The sequence below is a fragment of the Arthrobacter sulfonylureivorans genome (genome assembly GCF_022637435.1).
Classification (GTDB): domain Bacteria; phylum Actinomycetota; class Actinomycetes; order Actinomycetales; family Micrococcaceae; genus Crystallibacter; species Crystallibacter sulfonylureivorans.
Window position 1 is genome coordinate 3,080,546 of the sequence record NZ_CP093326.1, and the last position, 25,201, is coordinate 3,105,746.

Here is a 25,201-nt window from a genome sequence, read left to right on the forward strand (position 1 = left end):
ATGCCGCAGCGCGAGATGGCCCTGGCCGCCAGGGCGGATGAACTGAGCAGGCGGCGGGAACCTTTTGTCCGTGCCACCGTGGTCCGGGCCCAGCATCCGACCAGCGCCCGCGCGGGCGACACCGCTCTGGTACTGGCCGGCGGCACCATCGAAGGGTTCGTGGGCGGGAACTGCGTGGAAGCTTCCGTGCGTGACTACGGCCTGCGCACCTTGGCCTCCGGCGAGCCTCTGCTGCTTCGGGTCATGCCGGGCGAGCCGGTCCGGAACCAGGAGGAGGGTGCTGTCACCGTGGCGAATCCGTGCCTCAGCGGCGGCTCGGTGGAAATCTTCCTGCAGCCGCAGCTGCCGGCACCACGGATAGTGGTGGTCGGCGCCAGCCCGATAGCGCAGGCACTGGCCGCGCTGGGATCGGTGCTGGGATTCGAACCGGAACTGGTGGCCGGCAGCGCGGCACAACCCCGGCCGGATGATGCCGCACTCATCGTCGCCTCGCACGGGCGGGAGGAGGAAGCTGCCCTCACCGCGGCGCTGCAGGCCTCCGTTCCCTACGTGGCGCTGGTTGCCAGCGAACGCCGCGGCAACGAGGTGCTCGCCTCGCTGGACGTGGACGAGGAACTTCGGTCCCGGGTGCACTGCCCGGCCGGACTGGCGCTGGGGGCCCGCACACCGGAAGAAACAGCCCTGGCCATCCTGGCGGAGCTGGTCTCGGAACGCTCCGCAACGGCCGCCCCTCCGGCGGCGGCAGGCGCCGCCCTTCCGGCGGCCGCGGCGGACGGCGTCGAATCCACGGACGGCGTCGGCCCGGCGGCCGCGGCGGACGGCTTCGAATCCACGGCGGAATCAGGGACGGCGGAGCCCGCCACCGCCTTGGACCCGGTCTGCGGCATGACCGTTCCGGCCATACCTGCCACGCTGCATGTGGAACACGCCGGCAGGACCGTTTACTTCTGCTCCGCCGGCTGCCGGGCCGCGTTCCTCAAGGATCCGGAGCACTATGCCGTCATCTCCTGAACACCGGATCGCCGCCCTGGTGCTCGCCGCCGGAGGATCCCGCAGGCTCGGCAGGCCCAAGCAGCTGCTGCCATACGGCAGCGGCGTGCTGCTCGATGCCGTGCTCGGCACCGCCCGCGAGGCCGGGTTTGACCAGATCGTCCTGGCCCTGGGCGGGGCCGGCGATGCGGTGCGTCGGTCCGTGGATACCAGCGGTTGTGACGTGGTGGACAACCCGTCTTACGCCGACGGCTGCTCGTCTTCGATTGCGGCGGCGATGCCGGCGCTGCACCCGCAGACCGAAGCCCTGGTGCTGTTGCTCGGCGACCAGCCCGGAGTAACACCGGCCTCGGTGCACGCACTGCTCGCCGGACGGGGCGACTCGTCGCTGGCGGTGTGCCAATACGACGACGGCGTGGGCCATCCGTTCGCGTTCCACCGCTCGCTCTTCCCGCTGCTGGCCCAGCTGCACGGCGACAAGGCGGTGTGGAAACTGCTGGAGCAACGCGCCGCCGACGTCGTCGAGGTCGCCATCCCGGGTCCCGTCCCGTTGGACGTGGACACCGAGGACGATTACCGGCAGGTCCTGGCAGCACTGCGGGGCACACCATGACCACGCCGGCGCGGAAGGACGCGCAGGACGGCAGCCAGGCGGACGTCCGGAACCGCGTTCCTGACGTGGAATCGCTGATCGCGTCGCTGGACGCGGTGGACTACGTCGCCGATACGGGCCTGGCCACCGCATTGTTCCTGGCCCTGCGGCTCCCGCAGCCGATCCTGCTCGAAGGCGAAGCCGGGGTGGGCAAGACCGAAGCCGCCAAGGCGCTGGCCCAGGTGCTGGACACTCCCCTGTACCGGCTGCAGTGCTACGAGGGCATCGACGCCGGCGAGGCGTTGTACGAGTGGAACCACCAGCGCCAACTGCTGGGCATCCGGTTGGCCGAGGTACAGCACAGCGAACTGGTTGAAACAGACCTCTTTGCCGAGAAATACCTGCTGCGCCGCCCGCTGCTGCAGGCCATCGAGCACCCGGGACCCCGGCCGGCCGTGCTGCTGTTGGACGAGATCGACCGCGCGGATGCAGAGTTCGAAGCCTTCACTTTCGAACTGCTCGCCGAAGCGGCCGTGAGCGTCCCCGAGCTGGGGACCATCCGCGCAGTGCATCCGCCGATCATCGTCCTGACCTCCAACCGGACCCGCGACCTGCATGACGCGCTCACCCGCCGCTGCCTGTATCACTGGATCGATTACCCGGCCCCGGAGAGGATCGCCGAGATTGTGCGGCGCCGGGTCCCGTCCAGCACCGGATCCATCGCGTTGCAGGCGGCGGCCGCCATCGCCCGGCTGCGCACCGTGGACATGGTCAAGCCCCCGGGGATTGCCGAGGCCATCGACTGGGTGTCCGCGCTCAGCCTGCTGGGGGCGGATCGGCTGGACGCGGCGAGCGCCGAACGGACCTGGGGCTCGGTGCTCAAGAACCGGGATGACCTTGAGCTCATCGCCGCCCGCGGCGGCGCGTGGTTGGTGGGCAGCCATGACTGAGCGTGGCATCCGCGGCGCGGCGCGACCCGCGGACACGGCGGCCCTTAGTGCCGGCCTAACGACGGCGCTGCGCCGCGCCGGGGTGCCCGCCTCACCGGACCGCGCCGGCCGACTGGCCGAAGCGCTGCGTCTGCTGCCGCCGGCCGACCGGACCACCTTGTACTGGGCCTGCCGCGTGGTGCTGGTCTCCGACCGCGAGCAGTTGCCGGTTTTCGACGCCGTGTTCGCGGCGGTCTTCGGCGGCGCCGCCGGCCTGATACCTGATCCGGCCGATCACCGCGGCGATCCGAACCACCCGCCGTGGTCGGGTCAAGGCGCCGCGGAGCGGCCCACCGGCGCCAGCAGCCCGTCCGACCACCGCCCGGCGCCCGAGGCGGCCCTGCCGCCCGGCATGTTCCCGGGCCGGGACGGGGCCGGCGCTGGCGAGGGGCCGCCGCGCGAATCGGTGCTGTTGATGGCTTCGGGGCAGGAGCGGCTGCACCAAACATCGTTTGCGGAAATGACCGATGCTGAGACCGCCGTCGTTCGGCAACTGGTCCGCCGGATCGTGCTCTCCACTCCTGTCCGGGACAGCCGGCGGACCCGCCGATCGGCCCGCAGCAGCTCCCGGCTGGATATCCGCCGCACCGCCCGGACCGCGCGCCGCAACGGCCCCGATGCCATCCGCCTGGTCTTTGCCCAACGGCGGCCCAAGCCCCGCCGGCTGGTGCTGCTGTGCGATGTCTCCGGTTCCATGGAGTCCTACACGCGGGTGTTCCTCTCGCTGCTGCAGGGTGCGGCCGCGGGAGCCCGGGCGGAAGCCTTCGTCTTTTCCACCCGCCTCACCCGGCTCACCCGGCAGCTGGCCGTCCGCGACCCGGACACCGCGCTGGCCCGTGCCGCCGCCGAGGTGCGGGACTGGGCCGGCGGCACGCGTCTAGCCGAAAGCCTGCACCGGTTCATCGACGACTACGGCCGCCAGGGCATGGCCCGCGGCGCCGTGGTGGTGGTCATGTCCGACGGCTGGGCGCAAGACGATCCAGCCGAGGTCGCCGCGCAGATGCAGCGGCTGCGGCGGCTGGCGTATCGAATCATCTGGATCAATCCCCGTAAGGTGGCGGTAGATTACCAACCGCTGGCGGGCGGCATGGCGGCCGCCCTGCCTTACTGCGACGCGTTTGTCAGCGGCCACAGCTACGCCGCCTTGTCGGAGGTGGCCGCGGCCATCCGCTCCGACCGCAGCCAGGGCTCCGGCCCGCGGACCACCAACCAGTTCACCAGGCAAAGGACACGGTAATGCAGCTTGAACGCACGTTCTCCGTCACCGCACCGATCGGGACAGTTTGGGAAACCCTGATGGATTTCGAACGGGTGGCCGGATGCATCCCGGGAGCGCAGATCCTGGAAAAGACCTCCGAGGACGAGTATCAGGTCGCCATGAAGGTGAAGCTGGGGCCGGTGACCATGCAGTACAAGGGCACGTTGCATGTGGAGGAGCGCGACGCCGGCGCCCGGCGGGCAACGCTGCGGGGGAAGGCGCGCGAAACACGGGGACAGGGCGCCGCAGAGGCGACGGTGACCATGCAGCTGTCCGAATCCGGAGCTGCCACCGAGGCCAGCGTCAACGCCGACCTGACGTTGTCCGGCAAGGCGGCGGCCATGGGCAAGAGCGTGATCGGCAGCGTCACCGACCAAATGCTTGCCGTGTTCACCAAGAACCTGCAGGAAATGATCAAGGCGCCGGACGCCAAGGGGCCCCACAACGGTGCCGACGCAGCGCCCGCTTCAGCCGTCCAGGCGTCCGCCGCACCGGCATCCGCCACGGCGTCGCCTACGGCCTCTGCGCCCTCGGCGCCGGCGCCGCCGTCGTCCGCTGCCGGGGCACAGCCCGGGTCCGCGGCCTATACGCAGCCGGCCGCACCGCCGTCGTCCTCCTCCCCTGCCCCTTCGGCGCCGGCTGGACCGCAGGGCGAAAGCAGCCTTGACGGTCTCGCCGTGGCCAGGCAAGTGCTCGCCGACCAGCTGCGCAGTCCGGGCAAGGTGCTGTGCCTGGTGTTGGTTGCGGCCGCCTTGGCACACCTGGCCGGCCGCCGGTCGGGACGCCGGCAAGCGGTGGCATTGCTGCGGCCAGGAGGCGTGTAACCGTGCGGGACGTTTTGGCAAAGTTGCTGCCCGGCTGGCAGGCAGGAGAAACGGCGGGCCTGGCCACGGTGGTCCGCACCTTCAAGTCCGCGCCGCGTCCGCCGGGCGCGTCCATGGCGGTCACCGCCGGCGGGGAGGCCATCGGCTCGGTGTCGGGCGGCTGTGTGGAAGGCGCGGTGTACGAGCTGGCCACCGACGTGACCGCGAGCGGCCGGCCCGCGCTGGTGCGCTACGGCATCAGCGACGACGAGGCGTTCTCGGTGGGACTGACCTGTGGCGGAATCCTCGACGTTTTCGTGGAGCCGCTCTCCCGTGGGACCTTTCCGGGACTCGACGATGTCGCCGCGGATATTGCCGCTTCCCGTCCGGTGGGCATCGCCACGGTGATTGAGCACCCGGATCCGGCGTGGCTGGGGCGGCATCTGGTAGTCCGTCCGGACGGCTTCGACGGCGACCTGGGAACCGAGCGCGTCAACCACGCCGTCGCGGACGACACCTTGGGCCTGCTGGCCGCGGGCCGGAACTCCACGCTGACCTATGGGCCCGACGGGCATCGGCGCGGCGAGGGGATGCGGATCTTTTTCGGCAGCTTCGCGCCGCGGCCCCGGATGTTGGTTTTCGGCGCCATCGACTTCGCGGCGGCCTTGGCCCGAATGGGAACCTTCCTGGGGTACCAGGTCACCGTCTGTGATGCCCGGCCGGTCTTCGCCACCCGCGCGCGCTTTCCGGAGGCGGACGAGGTGGTGGTGCAGTGGCCGCACCAGTACCTGACCGAGCAACTGCAACAGGACCTGCTGGATGAGCGGACGGTCATTTGCGTGCTGACCCACGACCCAAAGTTCGACGTCCCGCTGCTGGAGGTGGCCCTGCGCGGGAGCAAGACCGCCTACGTCGGGGCGATGGGCTCACGGCGCACGCACGACGACCGCCTGCAGCGGCTGCGCGAAGCGGGCCTCACCAACGAGGAACTGTCCCGCCTGCACAGCCCGGTGGGGCTGGACCTGGGCGCACGCACCCCGGAGGAAACCGCGGTGTCCATCGCGGCCGAAATCATCGCCCGGCAATGGGGCGGCGGCGGCCAACCGCTGGGCGAACTCAGCGACCGGATCCACCATGACGAGGCGCATGAGCCTCAACCGCAAACCGGACCATCTCTGCAGCCCGGTCGGTCAGCCTGATCCCTTCCGGCCAGACGATCTTCACGTTCACCGGGCGGACCGCGGGCTCGATCGGCAGGGCCGTGAAGGGCCTGCCCTCATACGTGGCGTCACCGGCCGGGCGCTGTACCAGCACCGAGTAACCGATGCCGCGCCCCACCAGCGAACGGGTCAGTTCGAAGTCCGTGGTCCGGTACCGGATTTTGGGCACTACCGAAGCGTCGCGGAACACGGACATGGTGTGATGGCTGCTGGGCGGGGCGTCCAGCAGGATCATCGGCTCCTCGGCCAGCTCCGCCAGCGCCACGGCATCCTTGCCGGCCAACCGGTGGCCTGCGGGCAACAGCGCGTAGGCCTGCATGGTGTCCAGCTGCACCGACTCCAGTCCGGGCCGCAGGTCCATGTCATACACGATGGCCAGGTCCAGTTCGCCGGCCACCAGCTTGTCCTGGACGGCGTCCTGTGTGCCTTCGACGAAATCCAGCTGCACTTTCGGGTGCTCGGCGGCGAAGAATTCAAGCAGCCCGGGCAGAATGGTCGGCGCCAAGGTCAGGTAGCAGCCCACCACCAGCGGACCCGCCAACTCTCCCCCGCCACTGCTGGTGCTGAGCTCCAGTTCCTCCGCTTCACGCAGGAAAGCGGCCGCCCGCGCATGCAGCTGCCGCCCCGCCGGGGTCAGGCTGACTCCGTGCGCCTTGCGCCGGACGGTCAACTGCGTGCCGAAGATCCGCTCCAGCTCTTTCACCGCCGCAGCCACGGCGGTCTGCGAGACATGCAGTTCGTCCGCAGCGGCGGCAATGGTACCGGCGTCGGCCACCGCGACGAAGTACGCCAGCTGCCGCAGGGTGTACCGGACCACGCAAACCTCCTGATGCAAGAGCTAACCAAAGTTTTTCGGTGGATATTTCCACAAAATATGAACTTTACCGGCGGATATGTCTGCTGTCACACTCATTCGAGACACACCTCACGCCGGCACGGTGAGAGGTAAGCCGAAACCGGGATGGCAGGTCCCGGCCGCTACGCCCCCAGGAGACCGAGTCATGACCACCGCAGCTACCGAAGCCCACCCGGTTCCCACCGCGGATTGGGTCACCATCCCGGATCTCTACCGGAACCCGTATCCGATCTACCAAAAACTGCGCGCCGAGTCCCCCGTGCACTGGGTGCCCGCCGTCAACCGGTACATGGTCACCAGCTACCAGGCCTGCCACGTGATCGAACAGGACCAGGAGCGCTTTTCCGCCGACGAGACCAACTCGCTGATGAAGCGGGCCATGGGACACTCGATGCTCCGCAAGGACGACCCGGAACACGACGTGGACCGGAAGTCCTACGGCAACGTGCTGCGGCCCAAAGCGATCAAGGAACATTGGAACGCCATCTTCCAGGCCAACAGCGACAAGTACCTGGCGCAGTTGAAGGCAGCCGGATCCGGCGCCGACTTCGTCTGGGATTATGCCGCTCCCTACGCCGCGGAGAACCTGCGCCTGATCATGGGCTTTCACAACGCCAGCCAGGAAGACATGCAGCGTTGGTCGCAGACCATGATCGACGGCACCGGCAACTATGCCGACGATCCCGAGGTCTGGGCCAAGTCGGAACAGTCCTACAACGAAGTCGACGATGCGATCGACGAGATCCTGCCCTACCTGCGCAAGAACCCCGATTCCAGCCTTCTCTCCGGCATGACCTCGATGCCGATCCCGCTCGAAGCCATCCGCGCGAACATGAAGATGACCATCGGCGGAGGGCTGAACGAACCGCGCGATGTCCTGGGCACCACGGTGTGGGCGCTGCTGGACAACCCGGATCAGCTGGCCCAGGTGCTGGCCGACGAGGCGCTGTACGCCCGGGCGTTCGAAGAATCCGTGCGCTGGGTGGCCCCCATCGGCATGTACCCGCGGGAGGTTACAGGCGACACCGTACTGGAAGGCGTGCAACTGCCGGCCGGTGCCCGGCTGGGCATTGTGGTGGGCGCCGCGAACCGCGACCCGGCGGTCTTCGAGGATCCGGAGTCGTTCAACATCAACCGGGAGAAGAAGCCGCATCTGGCCTTCGGCGGTGGCAACCACTTCTGTGCCGGCGCCTGGGTGGCCCGGGCTTCGGTGGCGCAGATCGCCATGCCGCAGGTCTTCCGCGAACTGCCGAACCTCCGTCTGGACCCGGACAACGCGCCGGTAGACGCCGGTTGGGTCTTCCGCGGCATGACCAAGATGCCGGTGCTCTGGGGCTAAGCCCTGGGCCTCCCTCTCCTACTTCCCCACGTTCCCCCACCTCCACGCCTACAGCAAGGACAGCTCCCCATGGCAAAGATCAGCTTCCACCACTCCGACGGCAACGTTGACGTTCTGGACGTCGACCCCGGCACCTCGCTGATGCGGGCCGCCGTCACCAACGGCGTCGACGGCATCGTCGGCGAATGCGGCGGCCAGGCCATGTGCGCCACCTGCCACGTCTACGTGCGGCCCGAATACCTCGACGGGCTGCCGGAAATCGGCGACGACGAAGAAGAGATGCTCGAGTGCACCGCGGGCCCGCGGGACGAGACCCGCAGCCGGCTCGGCTGCCAGATCACGGTCGGCACCGACCTGGAACAGATTGAAGTGGACGTCCCCGACGACCAGATCTGAGCCTTCCCGGAGAGGCGGCGGCCCGGGCAACGGAGTGCGGGCATGGGCTGCGGCCAGCGTGAGCGAACCGCAATCTAAGCTGACCGAAGCTGCCGCCGCTCCTCCCGGCCAGGGTGCCGTAGTGCGGGCCTACGATCAAGGTTCAGGCCCGAACAAGGAGAAGAATCTTGGCGAAAATCACCTACCACCACGCCGACGGGAACGTCGACAGCCTGGATGCCGAGGCCGGGATGACGCTCATGATGACCGCAGTGCTCAACGGTGTTGACGGCATTATCGGCGAATGCGGCGGCCAGGCCATCTGCGCCACCTGCCATGTCTACGTCCGAGACGAATACCTCGACGGTCTGCCCGCCATCAGCGCCGCCGAAGAAGAAATGCTCGAAACTACCGCCTCTCCCCGCGATCCGGCCCGCAGCCGTCTTGGCTGCCAGCTCACGGCCGGAGACCACTTCGATGACATCGAAGTGGACCTTCCCGACGAACAGGACTGAACCGGCCGCCCTCGGCCGGCCGGCCCGTCCCCTACCGAAAGGCCCTCCATGAACGCGATGACTGATCCCGAAAACGTGGTTGTTATTGGCAACGGCCAGGCCGGCATCCAGCTGGTGGATTCGCTGCGCAAGGAAGGCTACACCGGGCCCATCACGCTGCTCGGCGAAGAGCCGCACCACCCGTACCAGCGCCCGCCGCTGTCCAAGGACTACCTCGCAGCCGGCAAGGACCCGGTCCCGCTGCCGCTGCGGCCGGAAAAGTTCTTCACCACCAACGACGTCGATGCCCGCCTCGGCGTGCACGCCACCTCCATCGACCGCGACGCCAAGACCGTCGCCCTCGACGACGGCACCACCCTGGCCTATACGAAGCTGGTGCTGGCCACCGGCGCCGCCAACCGCGAACTCACCGTGCCCGGCGCCGATCTGGGCGGCATCCACGGCCTGCGCACCCTCACCGACGCCCAGGCCCTGCACGCCCGCCTCGATGCGGTGCGCTCCGTCGTCGTCATCGGCGCCGGCTTCATCGGCCTGGAGTTCGCCGCCGCCGCCCGCGCCCGCGGCCTGGACGTCACCGTGCTCGAATACGCCGACCGGCCGATGGGACGCGCCCTGACCCCGGTGACGAGCGGCTTCTTCGCCGACGCCCACCAACGCCTCGGCGTCACCCTGCGCCTGGGTGAAGGCATCGCCTCCTTCGACGGCAACGACGCCGGGCACGTCACCGCCGCGGTCAGCACCACCGGGGAACGCTACCCGGCGGACCTGGTGCTCGTCGGGGTCGGCGTCACCCCGCGCACCGAACTCGCCCAGGCAGCCGGCCTGGAGGTGGATAACGGCATCGTGGTGGACGGCAGCCTGCGCACGTCTGACCCGGATATTTACGCCCTGGGCGACTGCGCGTCCTTCCCCAACGTCCACGCCGGAGCCCGCACCCGCCTGGAATCAGTGCAGAACGCCACCGACCAGGCCCGCCACGCCGCCGCCGCGATGCTCGGCGCCGGCCCCGGCGCCGGCCCCGGCTCCGGCCCCGGCGGCGAGACCGGCGGCTACGCCGACCTGCCCTGGTTCTGGTCCAACCAAGGCCACCTGCGCCTGCAGATCGCCGGCCTGTCAGCCCCCGGCGACCAGACCGTGCTCCGCGGGAACCCGGCGGAGGAGAAGTTCTCCGTATTCTGCTTCCGCAACAACACCCTCACCGCCGTCGAATCCGTCAACCAGCCCGCCGACCACATGGCCGCCCGCCGCCTGCTCTCCGCCGGCCGCACCCTCACTCCCGAACAGGCCGCCGACCCAGACTTCGACCTCAAGGCCTACTCCAAACAACAACCCGCCACGGTCTAGCGCGGCCGTGGGAGCGTAACGCGGGAGTGCTTTAACCGGCGGCACTTCCACCGAGCGCCCTCACCGTATGGCCCAGCACCGCCTCCGCCCGCGGACTGAGGACCATGGTGTCTGGCCAAATGGCGCACATCGTGGTTCGGGATACCGGAGGCGACAGCGGGCGGACCGCCACGCTCCTGCCTTCGACGGTCACGGCCGGAGCTTCCGGCCGTGACATCAGCAGCGCATAGCCCAGCCCCCGGCCGACCAGCGCCTGGACCAGCACCACTTGCGGCATTGACGACACGATGCGTGGACGGAGCCCTCGATCGGCGAAGACCCGGTAAGTGTTGGCGGTACTCGGGCTCGATTCGTACATGATCAGTGGCTCGTCGGCCAGATCTGCCAGATCCACCGTGGGCTGAGCGGCCAGCGGATGCTCAGGGTGCAGAACCGCCTGCAGTTCGGTCTGGTAAATCGTGCGCTGGTGGTAACCGGCCGGAAGCTCCATGTCGTAGACCATGGCCAAATCCAACTGGCCGGCATCCAGCGCAGGGAGCAGTTCGTCATGGGAACCGACAGTGACGTCCACGCTGATCCCCGGATATTTCTCGGGCAGATGGTCGAGCACCGAGGGCAGGACCGTGCTGGCAAAGCTCGCGAAGCAGCCCAGCCGTACGGGCCCCTTGAGCTCGCCGGCGGCACCGCTCAGGTCGTTGATGAGCGCGTCGGCATCGCGCAGCAGCTGGCGGGCACGCTGGGCAAAGAACTGCCCCGAGGGGGTCAGCTGCAGGCCACGCGCTTTCCGCCGCACACATAGCTGTTCGCCGGCAGCCCGCTCCAGCGCCGTGATGGCCTGGGACAGCGCGGATTCGGAGATGTGCAAGCTCGCTGCCGCGGAGCTCAACGTCGAATGATCGGGCAGGGCCGCAAAGAGCTCCAGTTGGCGCAGCGTGAAGTCCACCACTTTTCTTCAGTCCAATCAAAGATGTTCACCTGTTCTCTGAAGTTTACCGATAGAAGTAAGGCGTGTCACAATAAGTGATAAGTTCAATAGTTGCGCTCGTCACAGATGGAGGATCCCGTCTACGCCGGCGCAACCCAAACCGTTCACGATCGGTTCCGGGCACGGAAACGATCGGCGGCGAGCCACCGGCGTCGTCGTTCCTGTCCGCCTTCGCACCATCATCACCATGCCGAACTCCTCGGCGTGACCGTTCCTGAAGGAAACCATGAGCACTGCAGTATCAGGGCACTCGACTGCCGCGAATCAGCGTCGCGTCGCGTTTGCCACGATCATCGGCACCACCATCGAGTGGTACGACTTCTTCATCTACGCCACCGCCGCCGGACTGGTCTTCGCGCACCTGTTCTTCGAGCCGGCCGGTGAATCCATCGGCCTTCTGCTCGCGTTCGCGTCCGTCGGCATCAGCTTCCTGTTCCGGCCGCTCGGCGCCTTCCTGGCCGGCCACTATGGCGACAAGCTCGGCCGCCGCGCCATGCTGGTGATCACCCTGATCCTGATGGGCATTTCCACGACCTTGATCGGCGTGCTGCCCACCTATGAGACCGTTGGCGTCCTCGCACCGGTCCTGCTGCTGTCGCTGCGTATCCTGCAGGGCATCTCCGCCGGCGGTGAATGGGGCGGCGCCGTCCTGATGGCCGTGGAGCACTCCCCCCGCGACCGCCGCGGCCGCGCCGGTTCCTTCCCGCAGCTGGGTGTCCCGCTGGGCATGCTGCTGGCCTCCGGCGTCACCACTCTGATGACCGGTGTCATCGCTCCCGGCGATGCCTTCCTCGAATGGGGCTGGCGCATTCCGTTCCTGCTGAGCGTCGTGCTGATCCTGGTCGGCTACCTGGTCCGCCGCTCTGTGGACGAGTCCCCGGTGTTCAAGGAGATCGCCGAGAAGAAGCAGCAGACCAAGGTTCCCGTCGTCGAACTGTTCCGCAAGCACTGGCTGCTGGTCATTCTGGCTGCCCTCGTTTTCGCTGGCAACAACGCCGCTGGCTACATGGCCACCGGCGGGTTCATCCCCAGCTACGCCACCAGCGACGCCGTGGGCATGGAGCGCACCGACGTGCTGCTGGCCATCACGTTCGCCTCGGCCATGTGGTTCATCTTCACCGCCATCGCCGGAATCCTGTCGGACAAAATCGGCCGCAAACGCACCTACCTCATCGGATTCAGTGCGCAGTTGCTAACCGTCTTCCCGCTGTTCATGCTGATCGACACCGGCTCACTCGGCATGCTCTACCTGGCGCTGGGCATGTTCAGTGTTGGCCTCGGCCTGGGCTACGGCCCGCAGGCTGCCTGGTACAGCGAGATCTTCCCGGCCTCGGTACGCTACTCCGGCGTCTCGATCGCCTACGCCCTGGGTGCGATTCTCGGCGGCGCGTTCGCTCCGACCATCGCGCAGGCACTGATCAATTCCACCGGCGCCAGCAGCTCGGTCTCGATGTACCTGTTCGGCATGACCATCATCTCCATCATTGCCGTGCTGATCCTGCGCGACCGCCCGGGGATCGACCTGTCGATCAACAACCAGGCGGAGCAGGAAGTCGGCGCCACCGTCTTCGACAAGCGCCGCGGCATCTCCACCGACGACGCCGTCAAGGTGGGCGTCTGAGCAGACGAGCTGCGCTGACCCAGCGCTGCTAGTCAACGAATGAGGCGGGTGCCCTGCCGGAAGCAATTCCGGCAAGGCACCCGCTTTTCTGTCCGTCCTGTTGTCCGCGTCTGCATTTGTCTGTGCGCTGCCCTCAGCGCGCCCGTTATCAGCGCCCCGTTATCTGGTGCGAGGTCAGGCGGCGTCCTCCTGGCGCCATCCGCGTGCACGAAGCGCCACCGCGATTTTCTCAACCGCCCGTCTGGCGCCGTTGGCCATATGCCGCTTGGAGATCCGCACTTCATCCCAGTCAGCTGCCCGCGCACGTTCTTCCCGCTCAATGTCACGGACGATTTGGTCGGCGTTGCCGTGGCTTTCGCCCTCGTACTCAATTGCGATGCGGTATTCAGGCAGCGACAGGTCCGGGGCGTGCAGGGTATCGCCGTCGTCGTTCCTGATGGGCTTGTTCACCTCAGGTTCGGGCAACCCCGCGCTGAGCATGGCCAGCCGAAGTCTGGTCTCCGGCGGGGAGTCGGCTCCGAGGCGGGCCAAGGCTAAGGCTTCTCTGGCCTTCAGAAGCCCCCGCTTACCGGGGTGGCGTCGCAGCATTGCCAGAAGCTCTTCCCGGGTGGCGTACGGCTCCGCCCGCCCTTCGAACTCCGGCCGTGGAATTCGGAGGAGATAGTCCGCTATTACCACCAGATCATCTATCTCCAGCGCCTCCGCCAAGTCCAACCATGTCCGCGTGCGGGTGGTGACGCACAGCCCATCCACATAAGCGACTTCATCTGGCAAGAGCCGGGATCGGTGACCCACCACGCCGGGGCGCTGCATCCGCGCGCCGCCGCTTGGACGCGAAATGTGGATGCGCCGATCAAACGGACGGCGCTCAGGTTCCGGGAAATTCCAGAGACGCGCGGCCGTGTCATGGGATGCGGCGCAGCTGCCGCTAATCCGGGTCAGGGGCCTGACATGCGCCGCTAAATCGGGCTCTGCCTCCCGGTGCATTCGTACACCGCGGCTGACCCGGACCAGCGTCATACTGTCAAGCTGAGTCCGGGTCAGCCCCGCTGTGAAGGCGTCCTCGAAGGTGAAGGCTGAGTGCTGCAGGTGTAATGGAAGTCGAGGAGGCCGCCCGCGCAGTTTCCGGGTTGTCTCACCAGCTCTCCGGACCTGATCTCCGTCAGCTCCGCTGGCTATCGGCGGGTCTTCTTGGCCGAGGCTTTTGGATTCGTAGGACATACCGCATTATCTGCAACGGATGTTTGAGGCGCAGGCGTTCTCCACAGGTGGCATCCAGATGGCATCCAGATGGCATCCAGTGGAGAGAAAACGAGATAACCGACAGCCTTTTATCCGCTTTTCTCTCCAGCGGATGGTAGGCGATCCGAAAGCGCTGGCTCTGGACGCGCCGGGCAGCCATGCAGAAGGGCCGCACCCGCGAGTTCTGGCGGGTACGGCCCTTCTTGGTGCTGAGACTGCGCGCTGTTTAGCCCGCCTGGCGCTCGGCGGCTTCCACCACGTTGGCCAGCAGCATGGCGCGGGTCATCGGGCCGACGCCGCCGGGGTTGGGCGAGAGCCAGCTGGCCACGTTGCGGGCCTCGGGCTCCACATCGCCGGTCACCCTGGCCTTGCCGTCTTCGTCCTCGACCCGGCTCACTCCCACGTCCAGCACCACGGCGCCGGGCTTGAGGTCGGCTGCCTTGATCATGTGCGGCATTCCTGCGGCGGCAATGACGACATCGGCCTCCCGCAGCTCCGCGGCCAGATCCAGCGTTCCCGTATGGGCCAGGACCACCGTGGCGTTGATCGTCTTACGGGTCAGCAGCAGCCCCAGCGGACGGCCCACGGTGACGCCGCGGCCCACCACCAGCACGCGCTTGCCGGCCAGTTCGATGTCGTGACGGAGCAGCAACTCCACGCAGCCGTGCGGGGTGCACGGCAGCGGCGAGTCCAGCGGCCCGCCCACGTTGAGCACCAACCGGCCCAGGTTCATCGGGTGCAGGCCGTCGGCGTCCTTGGCCGGATCGATCTTCTCCAGGATGCGGTTGGTATCGATGTGCTTGGGCAGCGGCAGCTGCACGATGTAGCCGGTGCAGGCCGGATCCGCGTTCAGCTCGTCGAGGACCGCCTCCAATTCCTCCTGCGAGATGGTGTCCGGCAGGTCGCGGCGGATGGACTCGATGCCCACTTCGGCGCAGTCCTTGTGCTTGCCACCCACATACCACTTGCTGCCCGGGTCGTCGCCGACCAGCACGGTGCCCAGACCGGGCACGATGCCCTTGGCCTTGAGTACCGAGACGCGCTCGGTGAGTTCGCTCTTGATCTGCGCAGCGGTGGCTTTGCCGTCCAGCACGCGCGACGTCGGCGGGGTTGAGTACAGGTTCATATCACCACTCCTCGTGGCCCGGGTAGAGCGGGAAGTCGTCGGCCAGTTTCTTTACCCGGGCGCGCAGCGCGGCAACGTCTGCCCCGCCCTTGAGCGCGGTGGCGATGATGTCGGCGACCTCGGTGAATTCGGTAGAGCCGAAGCCGCGGGTGGCCAGCGCCGGGGTACCGATCCGCAGGCCGGAGGTGACCATCGGCGGGCGCGGATCGAACGGCACGGCGTTGCGGTTGACCGTGATGCCGGCCTCGTGCAGCAGGTCTTCGGCCTGCTTGCCGTCCAAGTCGGAGTTGCGCAGGTCCACCAGGACCAGGTGCACGTCGGTGCCGCCGGTCAGCACCGAGACGCCGGCCTCGGCCACATCGGCAGCGGTCAGGCGTTCGGCCAGGATCCGGGCGCCTTCCAGCACGCGTTCCTGGCGCACCTTGAATTCCTCGCCGGCGGCAATCTTGAAAGCCACGGCCTTGGCCGCTACCACATGCATCAGCGGGCCGCCCTGCTGGCCCGGGAACACCGCGGAGTTGACCTTCTTGGCGAAGGCTTCCTTGCCCAGGATCACGCCGGAGCGCGGACCGGCCAAGGTCTTGTGGACGGTGGAGGTGACGAGGTCCGAGTGCGGCACCGGGTTCGGATGCAGCCCGGCCGCGACCAGCCCGGCGAAGTGCGCCATGTCGGTCCAGAAGTAGGCTCCGACCTCATCGGCAATGGACCGGAAGGCTTCGAAGTCCAGCTGCCGAGGGTAGGCGGACCAGCCGGCCACGATCACGTTCGGGCGCTCGGCCAGTGCCTGCTCGCGGACCTTGTCCATGTCCACCCGGAACGTCTGCGGGTCCACTTCGTAGGCGGCCACCTGGTAGAGCTTGCCGGAGAAGTTCAGCTTCATGCCGTGCGTCAGGTGTCCGCCGTGCGCCAGCGACAACCCCATCATCTTGTCGCCCGGCTGGATGAGGGCGGAGAGGGCGGCAGCGTTGGCCTGGGCGCCGGCGTGCGGCTGGACGTTGGCGAATTCCGCGCCGAAGAGCGATTTGGCCCGCTCGATCGCCAAGTTTTCCGCGACGTCTACGTGCTCGCAGCCTCCGTAATAGCGGCGTCCCGGGTAACCCTCGGCGTATTTGTTGGTCAGGACCGAGCCCTGGACTTCGAGCACCGAACGCGGCGCGAAGTTCTCAGAGGCGATCATTTCAAGGGTGTCGCGCTGGCGGCTGAGTTCGGCGTCGATCACAGCGGCGATTTCGGGATCAACCTGGGACAACGGCAGATCGGTCACAGAGGGCGTGGAAGTCACGGGGAGAATCTCCTGGGTGGTGGGTTTATCTCACTGCTACAGGCCAGATTACCGGGTGCAGGTACCGCACGCATGACGCATGACCAGCCCCGGACACACTCCGGCCCAAACGTGACCTTACGTCCCAGGCGTGCGATCCGTGGTCTGCATCTACAGGAGCGGCAATCGAGGATCTCCGTCCCTGCTGCCGCTTCCTGGTGGTGTCCCACCTAACGCCAGTCGCGGCGAGCCAATCCTAACAGCCACTCACCCCGTCGGCCGGTCCGAAAGCGTGACCTTCACCTGGCCGGTGTCGCTGCCGCGGCGGATTTCCACGGTGACCACATCGCCCGGATCATGTTTCCTCAGGACGGCCAGCAGGTCCTCGACCGGAGGGAATGGCGAAGCCCAGCGACACGGCGCCTGCCTCCGGCGGAATATACGCCTCGCTAATGCCCACCAGCTGGCCCTGTGCATTGACGACGGCGCCGCCCGAGTTGCCGGGGCTGATCGCGGCCCGCCCGCCCGGCCCGCCCCGGAATACCCCGACGCCCGGCGCCGTTACAGCCCATAGAAGTTGAAGTGTCAACAAATCGAACGGAGCATCGTGGCGGACCAGGCAACAGGCAGCGGCCATCAGCTGCAGACCGTGGTGATCGGCGCAGGCCAAGCTGGGTTGAGCGCCGCCTACCAGCTGACCCGCCGCGGACTGGTTCCGGAACGCGACTTCGTGGTACTCGATGCCAACGACGGCCCGGGGGGCGCCTGGCGCCACCGCTGGCCCTCGCTGACCTTCGACGCCGCGCACGGACTGCATGACCTCCCCGGCCTGCCGCTGGGGACTCCGGATCCGCATGAGCCGTCCTCCGCCGTCGTCCGCCGTTACTACGGTGCCTATGAGCAGCTGTTCCAGCTGCCCGTGCACCGCCCCGTCCGCGTCACCTCAATCGACGACGACGGTGCCCTCCTGCGGGTGCGCAGCGACACCGGCGGCGAGTGGCTGGCACGCACGGTGATCAGTGGCACCGGAACTTGGGACAAGCCGTACTGGCCGCACTACCCCGGGCAGGAAACCTTCCGCGGCCGCCAGTTGCACACCCGGGATTTCTGGTCGGCCGACGAGTTCCGCGGGCAGCGCGTACTGGTGGTCGGCGGCGGCACCTCGGCGCTACAGTTCCTGCTGCAACTGGATGCCGCCGGGGCTGACACCCTCTGGTCCACCCGACGCACACCCGACTTCACCGCCACCCCGTTCGACAAGGAGTGGGGCGTCGACGTGGAACGCAGAGTCAACGAGCGCACCCGTGCCGGGCTGCCCACCCTCAGTGTGGTTGCCGCCACCGGCCTGCCGCTGACCGAGACCTACCAACAGGGCATTGACGCCGGCGTCCTTGTCTCGCGGGGCAAGCTGGCCCGCGTCACGGAACGTGGCGTCGAATTCGCCGACGGGTCCACCGAAGACGTCGATGTGATCCTCTGGGCCACCGGTTTCCGGCCGTCGCTGGACCATCTGGTGCCGCTGCGGCTGCGCGAGCCCGGCGGCGGCATCATGATGGCCGAGGACGGCGTCTCCGTGGTGAAGGAACCGCGCCTTTTCCTGGTCGGATACGGGGCGTCCGCATCCACGGTCGGTGCCACCCGCGCCGGCCGCGCCGCCGCCATCTCGGCCACCAAGCGTCTTGCCGCCGAAGCCGAACGCCAGCCGGTAGCCTAGGACTCGTGACTGACGCTGCCGCTCCCACCGCCTACACCCTCACGCTCTCCTGCCCCGACCGCCCCGGCATAGTGCATGCCGTTGCGGGTGCCCTGGTGCAGGCCGGAGGGAACATCACCGAATCGCAGCAGTATGAGAGCCCCCAGTCGGGACGCTTCTTCATGCGGGTAGCGGTGGCCACCGGCCAGTCCTACACGGAGCTCCACGAACGGTTGCAACCGGTGGCGCAGGAATTCGGCATGACTTGGAAGCTGCGCCGCGAGGGCGTCAAGATGCGCACGCTGCTGATGGCGTCGAAGTCGGGACACTGCCTGAACCACCTGTTGTTCCTGCAGCGCTCCGGCACCCTGCCGATCGAGATCCCCGCCATCGTCTCCAACCACACGGATCTGGCCGATCTCGCTTCGTTCTACGGGATCCTGTTCCACCACATTCCCGTCACGCCGGACACCAAGCCGCAGGCCGAGCAGGCGCTGCTGGACCTGGCCGCCGAGCACGATGTGGAACTGGTGGTCCTGGCCCGCTACATGCAGGTGCTCAGCAACGAACTGTGCACCGAACTGGCCGGCAAGGCGATCAACATCCACCATTCTTTCCTGCCCAGCTTCAAGGGCGCCAAACCGTACCACCAGGCGCATGCCCGCGGCGTGAAGCTGATTGGCGCCACAGCGCACTATGTCACCGCGGACCTGGACGAGGGCCCGATCATTGACCAGGAAGTCATCCCGGTCCGCCACTCCCACACCGCCGAACAGTTCGTGGCGCTGGGCCGCGACGTCGAAGCCCGTGCGCTGGCCCGCGCGGTGCAGTGGCATGCCGAACACCGTGTGCTGCTGGACGGAAACCGCACCGTCGTCTTCGATTAGCCTTTGCCCCGGGGGCGGCCGGTCGCTTGCAGCCGGGGCGGAGGGTCACTGAGGCGACACCCCCTGATCACGACGGCGGTGCCCGGCTCTGTGCCGCGGCCCGCCCGAGGCGTACTCTCGACGGATGGGCAACCATGAGCCCGAGCTGAAGGCGTTTTATGACCGCCAAGCCCCCGCCCGCGACCGGCGCCCGCGGGATCCGAAGAGGGACGGGGCCAGGCAGGCGTTCATCGGCTCGCTCGTCGCCGCGCATCGGCACAGCGTGTTGGACATCGGCTGCGGCACCGGCGCGGACGGGCTAGCGTTCAAGGCCGCGGGCATCCACTACACCGGCATCGACCTGTCCGAGGAAAACGTCCGGATCACCCGTGCCAAGAATTTGGACGCGGTGGTCGGCTCGGTGCGCGAGTTGCCGTTCGCCAGCGGCACGTTTTCGGCCGGCTGGACGATGAGCACGCTGCTCCATATTCCCGATCGGGACCTGCCGGATGTCCTGGCCGAGACGATGCGCGTCCTGGCCGAGGGCGCTCCCCTGGCGGTTGGGCTCTGGTCCGGCGACGACGAGGAGGTCATCGTTGTCGACGACGAGATCCAACAGAACCGCTTCTTCAGCCGCCGCCACGACGAAACGGTGCGCCGGCTCTTCGGTGAACACGGACTGGTCTCCGGCTTCACCACCTGGGACCGGCCGGGGACTGGTCGGCACTACCAGTTCTTCATCGTGACCAAGCCCTGACGCGACAGATACCAGGACGGCACGGTCGTCACGAACCCGCCGAAGCTCCGCCGACTGGCTAGGCTGGTGCCATGGCCCACATCATCACCATCGCCGGCATGCTGCCGGCCGTCGACCTGTCTGTTTTTGTTGCCCCCACGGCCACGCTCTGCGGAGACGTGGCCCTGGCCGCCGACTCCAGCGCATTCTATGGCGCGAGCGTCCGCGGTGACACCGCTCCGATCCGGGTCGGCGAACGCAGCAACCTGCAGGACAACGTGGTCTTGCACGCCGACCCCGGTTTCCCCTGCACGGTCGGCGCCGGCGTCAGCGTCGGCCACGCCGCAGTGATTCACGGGTGCACCGTCGAGGACAACTGCCTGATCGGCATGAGCGCCACCATCATGAACGGTGCCGTCGTGGGCGAAGGTTCGCTGGTGGCAGCCGGCGCCGTCGTGCTGGAGGGCATGCAGATTCCGCCGCGCTCGCTCGTTGCGGGCGTCCCCGCGAAGGTCCGCCGCGAGCTGACCGAGGAAGAATACCAATCCGTCCTCGACAACGCCTCCCGCTACGTGGAGCTGGCTGCCCTGCACCGCGACGCGATCGACGACGCCACCGAGCAGTAGCAGCCCCCGCCCGGTCGCTACCCCGAAGTGCTCGCCGGCGGCGGTGGCCTGCTGCTGGCAGGCCCGCTGGCCCACCGGCTCCAAGGCAGCGCCCGGCCTTGGCCGGCCGGCCCCCGGCGTCGCATTCAGGACGAGATTGCGTTAACTTCTTGACTACAAGCCGCGCCTGACGCACTCTTTTGAGTATGTCAGCCGATCCGCCGTCCACGCTCGCTGCCTCGTCGCGGTCCATTCCGCGGGGCACCCAGCACCGGCCCGGCTCCCAGGGTGCCTTGCGGCGGCGGAACAGCCAACGGATCCTGCAGGCACTAATGGCCCGCGGTCCACTGACGCAGGCCGAGTTGTCCCGGCAGACCGGGCTATCCACGGCTACCGTGTCCAACATCGTCAAGGCCATGGCCGAAGACGGGTTGATCAGTACCGCACCGACCACCAGTTCGGGCCGGCGGGCACTGTCGGTCCGGATCGACGGCCGCGGCGCCGTCGCCGTCGGAGTGGATTTCGGCCGGAGGCACGTGCAGGTGGTGCTGGTGAGCCTGGATCACCGAGTGCTCGCAGCGGACGCCGTCGAATTGCCCCTCGGCCACGACGCCGAGCAAGGCATCGACACCGCCGCTCGGCTGGTCCAGCGGCTCCTGGATGAACAATCGGTCTCCCCCGGTGCGGTGCTCGGCGTCGGTGCCGGAATCCCCGGGCCGATTGATCGCCGGACCGGCACCGTGATCCACGGCGCCATTCTGCCCGAATGGGTGGGCATCAATCTGCTGGCCCGGCTGCAGGAACGGTTCGGTGCCGACGTGTTCGTGGACAATGACGCGAACCTGGGCGCGCTCGCGCAAGTGAGCTGGGGCCCATACCAACACGCCCAGAACCTGGTGTTTCTGAAAATTGGATCGGGCATCGGTGCAGGCCTGGTTCTCAACGGCGAACTGTATTACGGCCATATCGGGGTCACGGGCGAGATCGGCCACGCCACCGTGGCCGAACACGGAGTCATTTGCCGCTGCGGCAACCGCGGCTGTCTGGAGACCGTAGCGTCCACGTCCACCATGATCGATTTGCTCAGCCACGGCCGCAACGCCCCGATCGGCACGGAGGATATTGTCCGGATCGCCCTGGATGGCGACCCCGCCGCCCTCCGGGTGATCGACGATGCGGGCCTGGCGGTGGGGCGCGCTCTGGCCAACGTCTGCAACCTGCTCAACCCCGAATTCATCGTGGTCGGCGGCCCGCTCACCGGCCTCGGCGGCATCCTGTTGGACCCGGTGCGGCGCGGACTGCTGCGCCATGTGGTTCCGGTCGTCGGCGAATCGACCGACCTGGCGATATCCACCTTGGGCAGCCGTGCAGAGGCGTTGGGGGCCGCCACGCTGGTGCTCCAGCAGGCGGAACTGCCGTTCGTCTAGGCACGCCGCCGGCTGACAGTTGGGTAACGCTTTGCGTTCAACTCTTGACGACAAGGTGTGTGACGGAGTTAACTTCCTTCAAGCCACACATCCGTGTGCGGGTCATGCAGACCCCGTGGCCACAGACTGTTGATTGATGGAGGCGTTATGCGACGCATAGCTATGCTCGCCAGCGTTGCGGCTGCAGGTTTGCTCCTGTCCGCTTGCGGCGGTGGAAGCGCGGTTGAGGATGCCAATCCCTCAGAGGCGTCGGGTTCGGTGGGAGTCTTCACCTGGTGGGCGGACGGTTCCGAGAAGGTCGGGCTGGATGCACTGGTGGACATCTTCTCCGAGCAGTACCCGGACCTGAAGTTCGACAACCTTGCCGTCGCCGGCGGCGCCGGCAGCCAAGCCAAGAGCGTCCTGGCCGCCAACCTGAAGTCGGGCAATCCACCGGACTCGTTCCAGGCCCACGCAGGCGCCGAGCTGCAGGACTACATCGCCGCCGACCAGCTCGAGGACCTCACCTCGTTCTACGAGGATGCCAAGCTGAACGAGGCCTTCCCGAAGGACTTGTTGGACCGCCTGACCGTTGACGGCAAGATCTACTCCGTTCCGTCGAACATCCACCGGGCCAACGTGGTGTGGGCCAACGTGGACGTGCTCAAGAAAGCCGGCCTGGACCCGGCCAAGCCGGCGGCCGACCTGGACGCCTGGTTCGCGGACATGGACAAGATCAAGGAGTCCGGGACCACCCCGCTGGCCGTGGCCGGCACGTGGACCCAGGTACAGCTGTTCGAGAACATCCTGCTGGCTACCCTTGGCGCCGAAGGCTACAACGGACTCTGGGACGGCACCACCGATTGGGCCGGCGCGGACGTCACCAAAGCCATCGAGAACTACAAGAAGGCGCTCAGCTACACCAACTCCGACCGTGACACCCTCAGCGACTGGGGTCCGGCCACGCAGCTGGTGGAGGACGGCGCAGCCGCCTACAACGTGATGGGCGACTGGGCCGAAGCCAAGTTCTCCCAGGACGGCAAGAAGCCCGGCGAGGACTATGTCTACTTCCCGACCCCCGGGACCGACGGCGTCTTCGACTTCCTGGCAGATTCGTTCACGCTGCCCAAGGGCGCTCCGAACCCCGACGGTTCGAAGGCTTGGCTGACCACCATCTCCAGTGTTGACGGCCAGCAGGCCTTCAACGCGGCGAAGGGCTCCATCCCGGCCCGCACGGACGTGCCTGCCGACAAGTTCGGCGAGTACCAGAAGAGCGCCATCGAGGACTTCTCATCCGACACCATCGTGTCCTCGCTGGCCCACGGTGCCGCAGTCCCCGTGGCCTGGCTGAACGAACTGAGCACCGCGGTGAGCAAGTTCGGCGGCCCGCAGGACGTGGCGGCGCTGCAGGACTCCGCGGCGTCCATCGCCGAGAAGTTCCAGCAGTAACAGGACACCCCCGGACGGGCGGGCGCGGCAGAACCACCGCGCCCGCCCTTCCACGTCCCACCCGGTGTGCCGGCGGCGGCACAAGGAGAATTCCATGTTCAAGAAAGTCAAGACCTGGGGCCCGGCGCTGGCCCTGATCTCCCCCACCCTCGTCCTGCTGGCCGTTTTCGTCTATGCACTGATTGCGGAGAACGTCCGCATCTCGATGACCAACCAGCACACCGCCCGGCCGTCGTCGGACTTCGTCGGCATGGAGAACTACTTCCGGCTGTTCGGGGACGCAGATTTCCAGCACGCGCTGCGCAACCTGCTCCTGCTCACCGTGGTGTTCCTGGCCGGCACGCTGATCTTCGGTTTCCTCTGGGCTTGGATCCTGGAGCGGCCCGCTTTTGGCGAGGGGTTCTTCCGCTCGGTCTACCTCTTTCCGATGGCCGTCTCCTTCATCGCCTCCGGCGTGGTGTGGCGCTGGCTGCTCTCCAGCCTGCAGACCGACCAGTCCGGCGGTGAGCGCACCACCGGCCTGAACCGTCTGCTGGACAGCGTGGGGCTCGGTTTCCTGCAGAACAGCTGGTGGTCGGACCCCAACTGGGGCATTGCCGCCATCGCCGTGCCGGCCATCTGGCAGCTCTCCGGCTACGTGATGGCCCTGTTCCTGGCCGGCTTCCGCGGCATCCCGGAAGAACTGCGCGAAGCGGCGCGGATCGACGGCTGCAGCGAATGGAAGCTCTACCGGTACGTGATCTTCCCGCAGCTGAGCCCCGTGATGCTCTCGGCTGTGATCATCATCGGCCACATGTCGTTGAAGTTGTTCGACCTGATCCGCGCCATCGTTCCGGATGCCAACACGTACGACATCCAGGTCCCGGCCACCATGATGTGGGTCAAGTACATCGGCAGCGACTACGCCGACTCGGCGGCCATCGGCACCATCATGCTGGTGCTCGTGGCGCTGGTGGTTGTGCCGTACCTCGTCTACACCTCGCGGCAGGAGAAACGCTGATGACCACCGCAACCGTCCCGCCGCCCGTCGAGGTCGCCAGGCCCCGTCCGCCGGCACCGCGCACCGGCCGGCAGAAAATGAACCGGACGCTCAAATACGCCCTCCTGCTGCTGTTCGTGTTCGTGGTGCTGATTCCGGCGTACGTCCTGTTTATCACCAGCTTCAAGGGCCCGTCCGACGCCGATCCCTCCACCGCCTGGCTCTTGCCCACCACGTGGGAAACCGCAGGCTGGGCCAAGGCCTGGGAGACCCTTGCCCCAGCGCTGGGCCGCACCTTCGCGATGGTCATTCCGGCGTCGATAATCTCCGCTTTCCTTGGCTCGATGAACGGCTTCGTGCTCTCGCGCTGGCGCTTCCCGTACGCCAACGTCGTCTTCACGCTGATCCTGTTCGGCATGTTCATTCCTTACCAGGCCGTGATGATCCCGCTGACCCAGTTGATGCAGGGCCTCGGGGTGCCCAACGGCATCCCCTCGCTGCTGGTGCTGCACATCGTCTACGGCCTGCCCATCTGCACGCTGATCTTCCGCAACTACTACGAGTCCGTTCCGGGCGAGCTGATCGAGGCCGCGCGGATGGACGGCGCGGGCCTGCTGCGCACCTACGCCTCGGTGATCCTGCCGATCTCCACCCCGGGCTTCGTGGTGGTGCTGATCTGGCAGTTCACCTCGGCGTGGAACGACTACCTGTTCGCGGCGTTCTTCTCCTCCGGTTCCAACGGCCCGGTCACCATCGCGCTGAGCTTCCTGGCCGGCGGGCAGCTGACCGACTACGCCGCATCGATGGCCGGCGCGCTGATCGCCTCCCTTCCCACGCTGCTGGTCTACATCATCCTGGGCAAGTACTTCGTCGGCGGACTGATGAGCGGCTCGGTGAAGGGCTGACCTTAGTGGCCCAGACTCGCGTGCCCGCGGCTAAACGGTCCGCGGC

Annotated in this window: 24 protein-coding genes; 19 read left to right on the plus strand and 5 right to left on the minus strand. The window is 67.5% G+C overall.

The annotated features are described in order from the left end of the window. Genes MNQ99_RS14155 through MNQ99_RS14180 form a run of 6 tightly spaced genes read left to right on the plus strand, consistent with a single transcriptional unit; the run spans position 1 to position 5,831 of the window. A complete protein-coding gene (locus MNQ99_RS14155; RefSeq protein ID WP_241913359.1) occupies positions 1 to 1,011 on the plus strand; it encodes an XdhC family protein in 1,011 nt (336 codons plus the stop codon). Beyond that, complete coding sequence (locus tag MNQ99_RS14160) at positions 995 to 1,603, plus strand: nucleotidyltransferase family protein (RefSeq protein ID WP_241913360.1); 609 nt, start codon at positions 995 to 997, stop codon at positions 1,601 to 1,603. Before MNQ99_RS14155 ends, MNQ99_RS14160 begins: the two co-directional genes overlap by 17 nt. Next, the gene (locus MNQ99_RS14165) at positions 1,600 to 2,532 is read left to right on the plus strand and encodes an AAA family ATPase (RefSeq protein ID WP_241913361.1); all 933 of its coding nucleotides are present in this window, start codon (positions 1,600 to 1,602) and stop codon (positions 2,530 to 2,532) included. The genes MNQ99_RS14160 and MNQ99_RS14165 overlap by 4 nt, the downstream gene beginning before the upstream one ends. Continuing rightward, entirely contained in the window at positions 2,525 to 3,808 is a 1,284-nt protein-coding gene (locus MNQ99_RS14170) for a vWA domain-containing protein (protein ID WP_241913362.1), read from the plus strand. Before MNQ99_RS14165 ends, MNQ99_RS14170 begins: the two co-directional genes overlap by 8 nt. After that, positions 3,808 to 4,653, plus strand: a complete 846-nt coding sequence (locus tag MNQ99_RS14175; protein WP_241913363.1) for an SRPBCC family protein — start codon at positions 3,808 to 3,810, stop codon at positions 4,651 to 4,653. The genes MNQ99_RS14170 and MNQ99_RS14175 overlap by 1 nt, the downstream gene beginning before the upstream one ends. Before the next feature lie 2 nt (positions 4,654 to 4,655). Beyond that, positions 4,656 to 5,831 (plus strand): XdhC family protein, encoded by a 1,176-nt coding sequence (locus MNQ99_RS14180; protein ID WP_241913364.1) that lies wholly within the window; start codon positions 4,656 to 4,658, stop codon positions 5,829 to 5,831. Here the strand turns inward: MNQ99_RS14180 and MNQ99_RS14185 are convergent. Then, complete coding sequence (locus MNQ99_RS14185; protein WP_241913365.1) at positions 5,749 to 6,669, minus strand: LysR substrate-binding domain-containing protein; 921 nt, start codon at positions 6,667 to 6,669, stop codon at positions 5,749 to 5,751. The genes MNQ99_RS14180 and MNQ99_RS14185 overlap by 83 nt on opposite strands. 184 nt (positions 6,670 to 6,853) lie before the next feature. Here MNQ99_RS14185 and MNQ99_RS14190 point away from each other — a divergent pair, with 184 nt between their 5' ends. The 4 genes from MNQ99_RS14190 (at position 6,854) to MNQ99_RS14205 (ending at position 10,281) form a co-directional block, all read left to right on the plus strand. Next, positions 6,854 to 8,047, plus strand: coding sequence for a cytochrome P450 (locus tag MNQ99_RS14190; protein ID WP_241913366.1), 1,194 nt, complete (start codon positions 6,854 to 6,856; stop codon positions 8,045 to 8,047). 69 nt (positions 8,048 to 8,116) lie between these two features. Further along, positions 8,117 to 8,443 carry a 2Fe-2S iron-sulfur cluster-binding protein gene (locus MNQ99_RS14195; protein WP_241913367.1) on the plus strand — a complete coding sequence of 109 codons (327 nt, stop codon included), beginning with the start codon at positions 8,117 to 8,119 and terminating at the stop codon, positions 8,441 to 8,443. Between the two features lie 167 nt (positions 8,444 to 8,610). Further along, positions 8,611 to 8,937 (plus strand): 2Fe-2S iron-sulfur cluster-binding protein, encoded by a 327-nt coding sequence (locus MNQ99_RS14200; RefSeq protein WP_127512010.1) that lies wholly within the window; start codon positions 8,611 to 8,613, stop codon positions 8,935 to 8,937. A 57-nt stretch (positions 8,938 to 8,994) separates the two neighbouring features. After that, on the plus strand, positions 8,995 to 10,281 hold the full coding sequence (locus MNQ99_RS14205) for an NAD(P)/FAD-dependent oxidoreductase (protein ID WP_241913368.1): 1,287 nt from the start codon (positions 8,995 to 8,997) through the stop codon (positions 10,279 to 10,281). Positions 10,282 to 10,312: 31 nt separating this feature from the next. On the opposite strand, the gene MNQ99_RS14210 is transcribed toward MNQ99_RS14205, so the two are convergent. Further along, positions 10,313 to 11,224 carry a LysR family transcriptional regulator gene (locus MNQ99_RS14210; RefSeq protein ID WP_241913369.1) on the minus strand — a complete coding sequence of 304 codons (912 nt, stop codon included), beginning with the start codon at positions 11,222 to 11,224 and terminating at the stop codon, positions 10,313 to 10,315. Positions 11,225 to 11,492: 268 nt separating this feature from the next. On the opposite strand from MNQ99_RS14210, the gene MNQ99_RS14215 reads away from it, so the two are divergent. Beyond that, positions 11,493 to 12,887, plus strand: coding sequence for an MFS transporter (locus MNQ99_RS14215; RefSeq protein WP_241913370.1), 1,395 nt, complete (start codon positions 11,493 to 11,495; stop codon positions 12,885 to 12,887). 174 nt (positions 12,888 to 13,061) lie between these two features. Here the strand turns inward: MNQ99_RS14215 and MNQ99_RS14220 are convergent, their stop codons facing one another. From MNQ99_RS14220 to glyA, 3 genes are all read right to left on the minus strand, one after another. Continuing rightward, positions 13,062 to 13,907 carry a hypothetical protein gene (locus MNQ99_RS14220; protein WP_241913371.1) on the minus strand — a complete coding sequence of 282 codons (846 nt, stop codon included), beginning with the start codon at positions 13,905 to 13,907 and terminating at the stop codon, positions 13,062 to 13,064. Positions 13,908 to 14,355: 448 nt separating this feature from the next. Next, on the minus strand, positions 14,356 to 15,255 hold the full coding sequence (locus MNQ99_RS14225) for a bifunctional methylenetetrahydrofolate dehydrogenase/methenyltetrahydrofolate cyclohydrolase (protein ID WP_241913372.1): 900 nt from the start codon (positions 15,253 to 15,255) through the stop codon (positions 14,356 to 14,358). Position 15,256: 1 nt separating this feature from the next. After that, positions 15,257 to 16,537 carry a serine hydroxymethyltransferase gene (gene glyA / locus MNQ99_RS14230; protein ID WP_422387465.1) on the minus strand — a complete coding sequence of 427 codons (1,281 nt, stop codon included), beginning with the start codon at positions 16,535 to 16,537 and terminating at the stop codon, positions 15,257 to 15,259. Between the two features lie 586 nt (positions 16,538 to 17,123). Between glyA and MNQ99_RS14240 the strand changes: the two genes are divergently transcribed. The 8 genes from MNQ99_RS14240 to MNQ99_RS14275 all read left to right on the plus strand — a co-directional run bounded on the left by MNQ99_RS14240 (position 17,124) and on the right by MNQ99_RS14275 (position 25,155). Continuing rightward, the gene (locus MNQ99_RS14240; RefSeq protein WP_241913373.1) at positions 17,124 to 18,230 is read left to right on the plus strand and encodes an NAD(P)-binding domain-containing protein; all 1,107 of its coding nucleotides are present in this window, start codon (positions 17,124 to 17,126) and stop codon (positions 18,228 to 18,230) included. A gap of 5 nt (positions 18,231 to 18,235) precedes the next feature. Then, entirely contained in the window at positions 18,236 to 19,096 is an 861-nt protein-coding gene (purU, locus tag MNQ99_RS14245; protein WP_241913374.1) for a formyltetrahydrofolate deformylase, read from the plus strand. A 124-nt stretch (positions 19,097 to 19,220) separates the two neighbouring features. Then, a complete protein-coding gene (locus MNQ99_RS14250) occupies positions 19,221 to 19,832 on the plus strand; it encodes a class I SAM-dependent methyltransferase (RefSeq protein ID WP_241913375.1) in 612 nt (203 codons plus the stop codon). A 71-nt stretch (positions 19,833 to 19,903) separates the two neighbouring features. Continuing rightward, positions 19,904 to 20,437 (plus strand): gamma carbonic anhydrase family protein, encoded by a 534-nt coding sequence (locus tag MNQ99_RS14255; RefSeq protein WP_241913376.1) that lies wholly within the window; start codon positions 19,904 to 19,906, stop codon positions 20,435 to 20,437. A gap of 185 nt (positions 20,438 to 20,622) precedes the next feature. Continuing rightward, entirely contained in the window at positions 20,623 to 21,843 is a 1,221-nt protein-coding gene (locus MNQ99_RS14260; protein ID WP_241913377.1) for an ROK family transcriptional regulator, read from the plus strand. Between the two features lie 147 nt (positions 21,844 to 21,990). Continuing rightward, positions 21,991 to 23,271 carry an ABC transporter substrate-binding protein gene (locus MNQ99_RS14265; RefSeq protein ID WP_241913378.1) on the plus strand — a complete coding sequence of 427 codons (1,281 nt, stop codon included), beginning with the start codon at positions 21,991 to 21,993 and terminating at the stop codon, positions 23,269 to 23,271. A gap of 94 nt (positions 23,272 to 23,365) precedes the next feature. Continuing rightward, positions 23,366 to 24,271 (plus strand): carbohydrate ABC transporter permease, encoded by a 906-nt coding sequence (locus MNQ99_RS14270; protein ID WP_127512021.1) that lies wholly within the window; start codon positions 23,366 to 23,368, stop codon positions 24,269 to 24,271. Next, positions 24,271 to 25,155, plus strand: coding sequence for a carbohydrate ABC transporter permease (locus tag MNQ99_RS14275; protein ID WP_241913379.1), 885 nt, complete (start codon positions 24,271 to 24,273; stop codon positions 25,153 to 25,155). The genes MNQ99_RS14270 and MNQ99_RS14275 overlap by 1 nt, the downstream gene beginning before the upstream one ends. Positions 25,156 to 25,201: the final 46 nt, after the last annotated feature.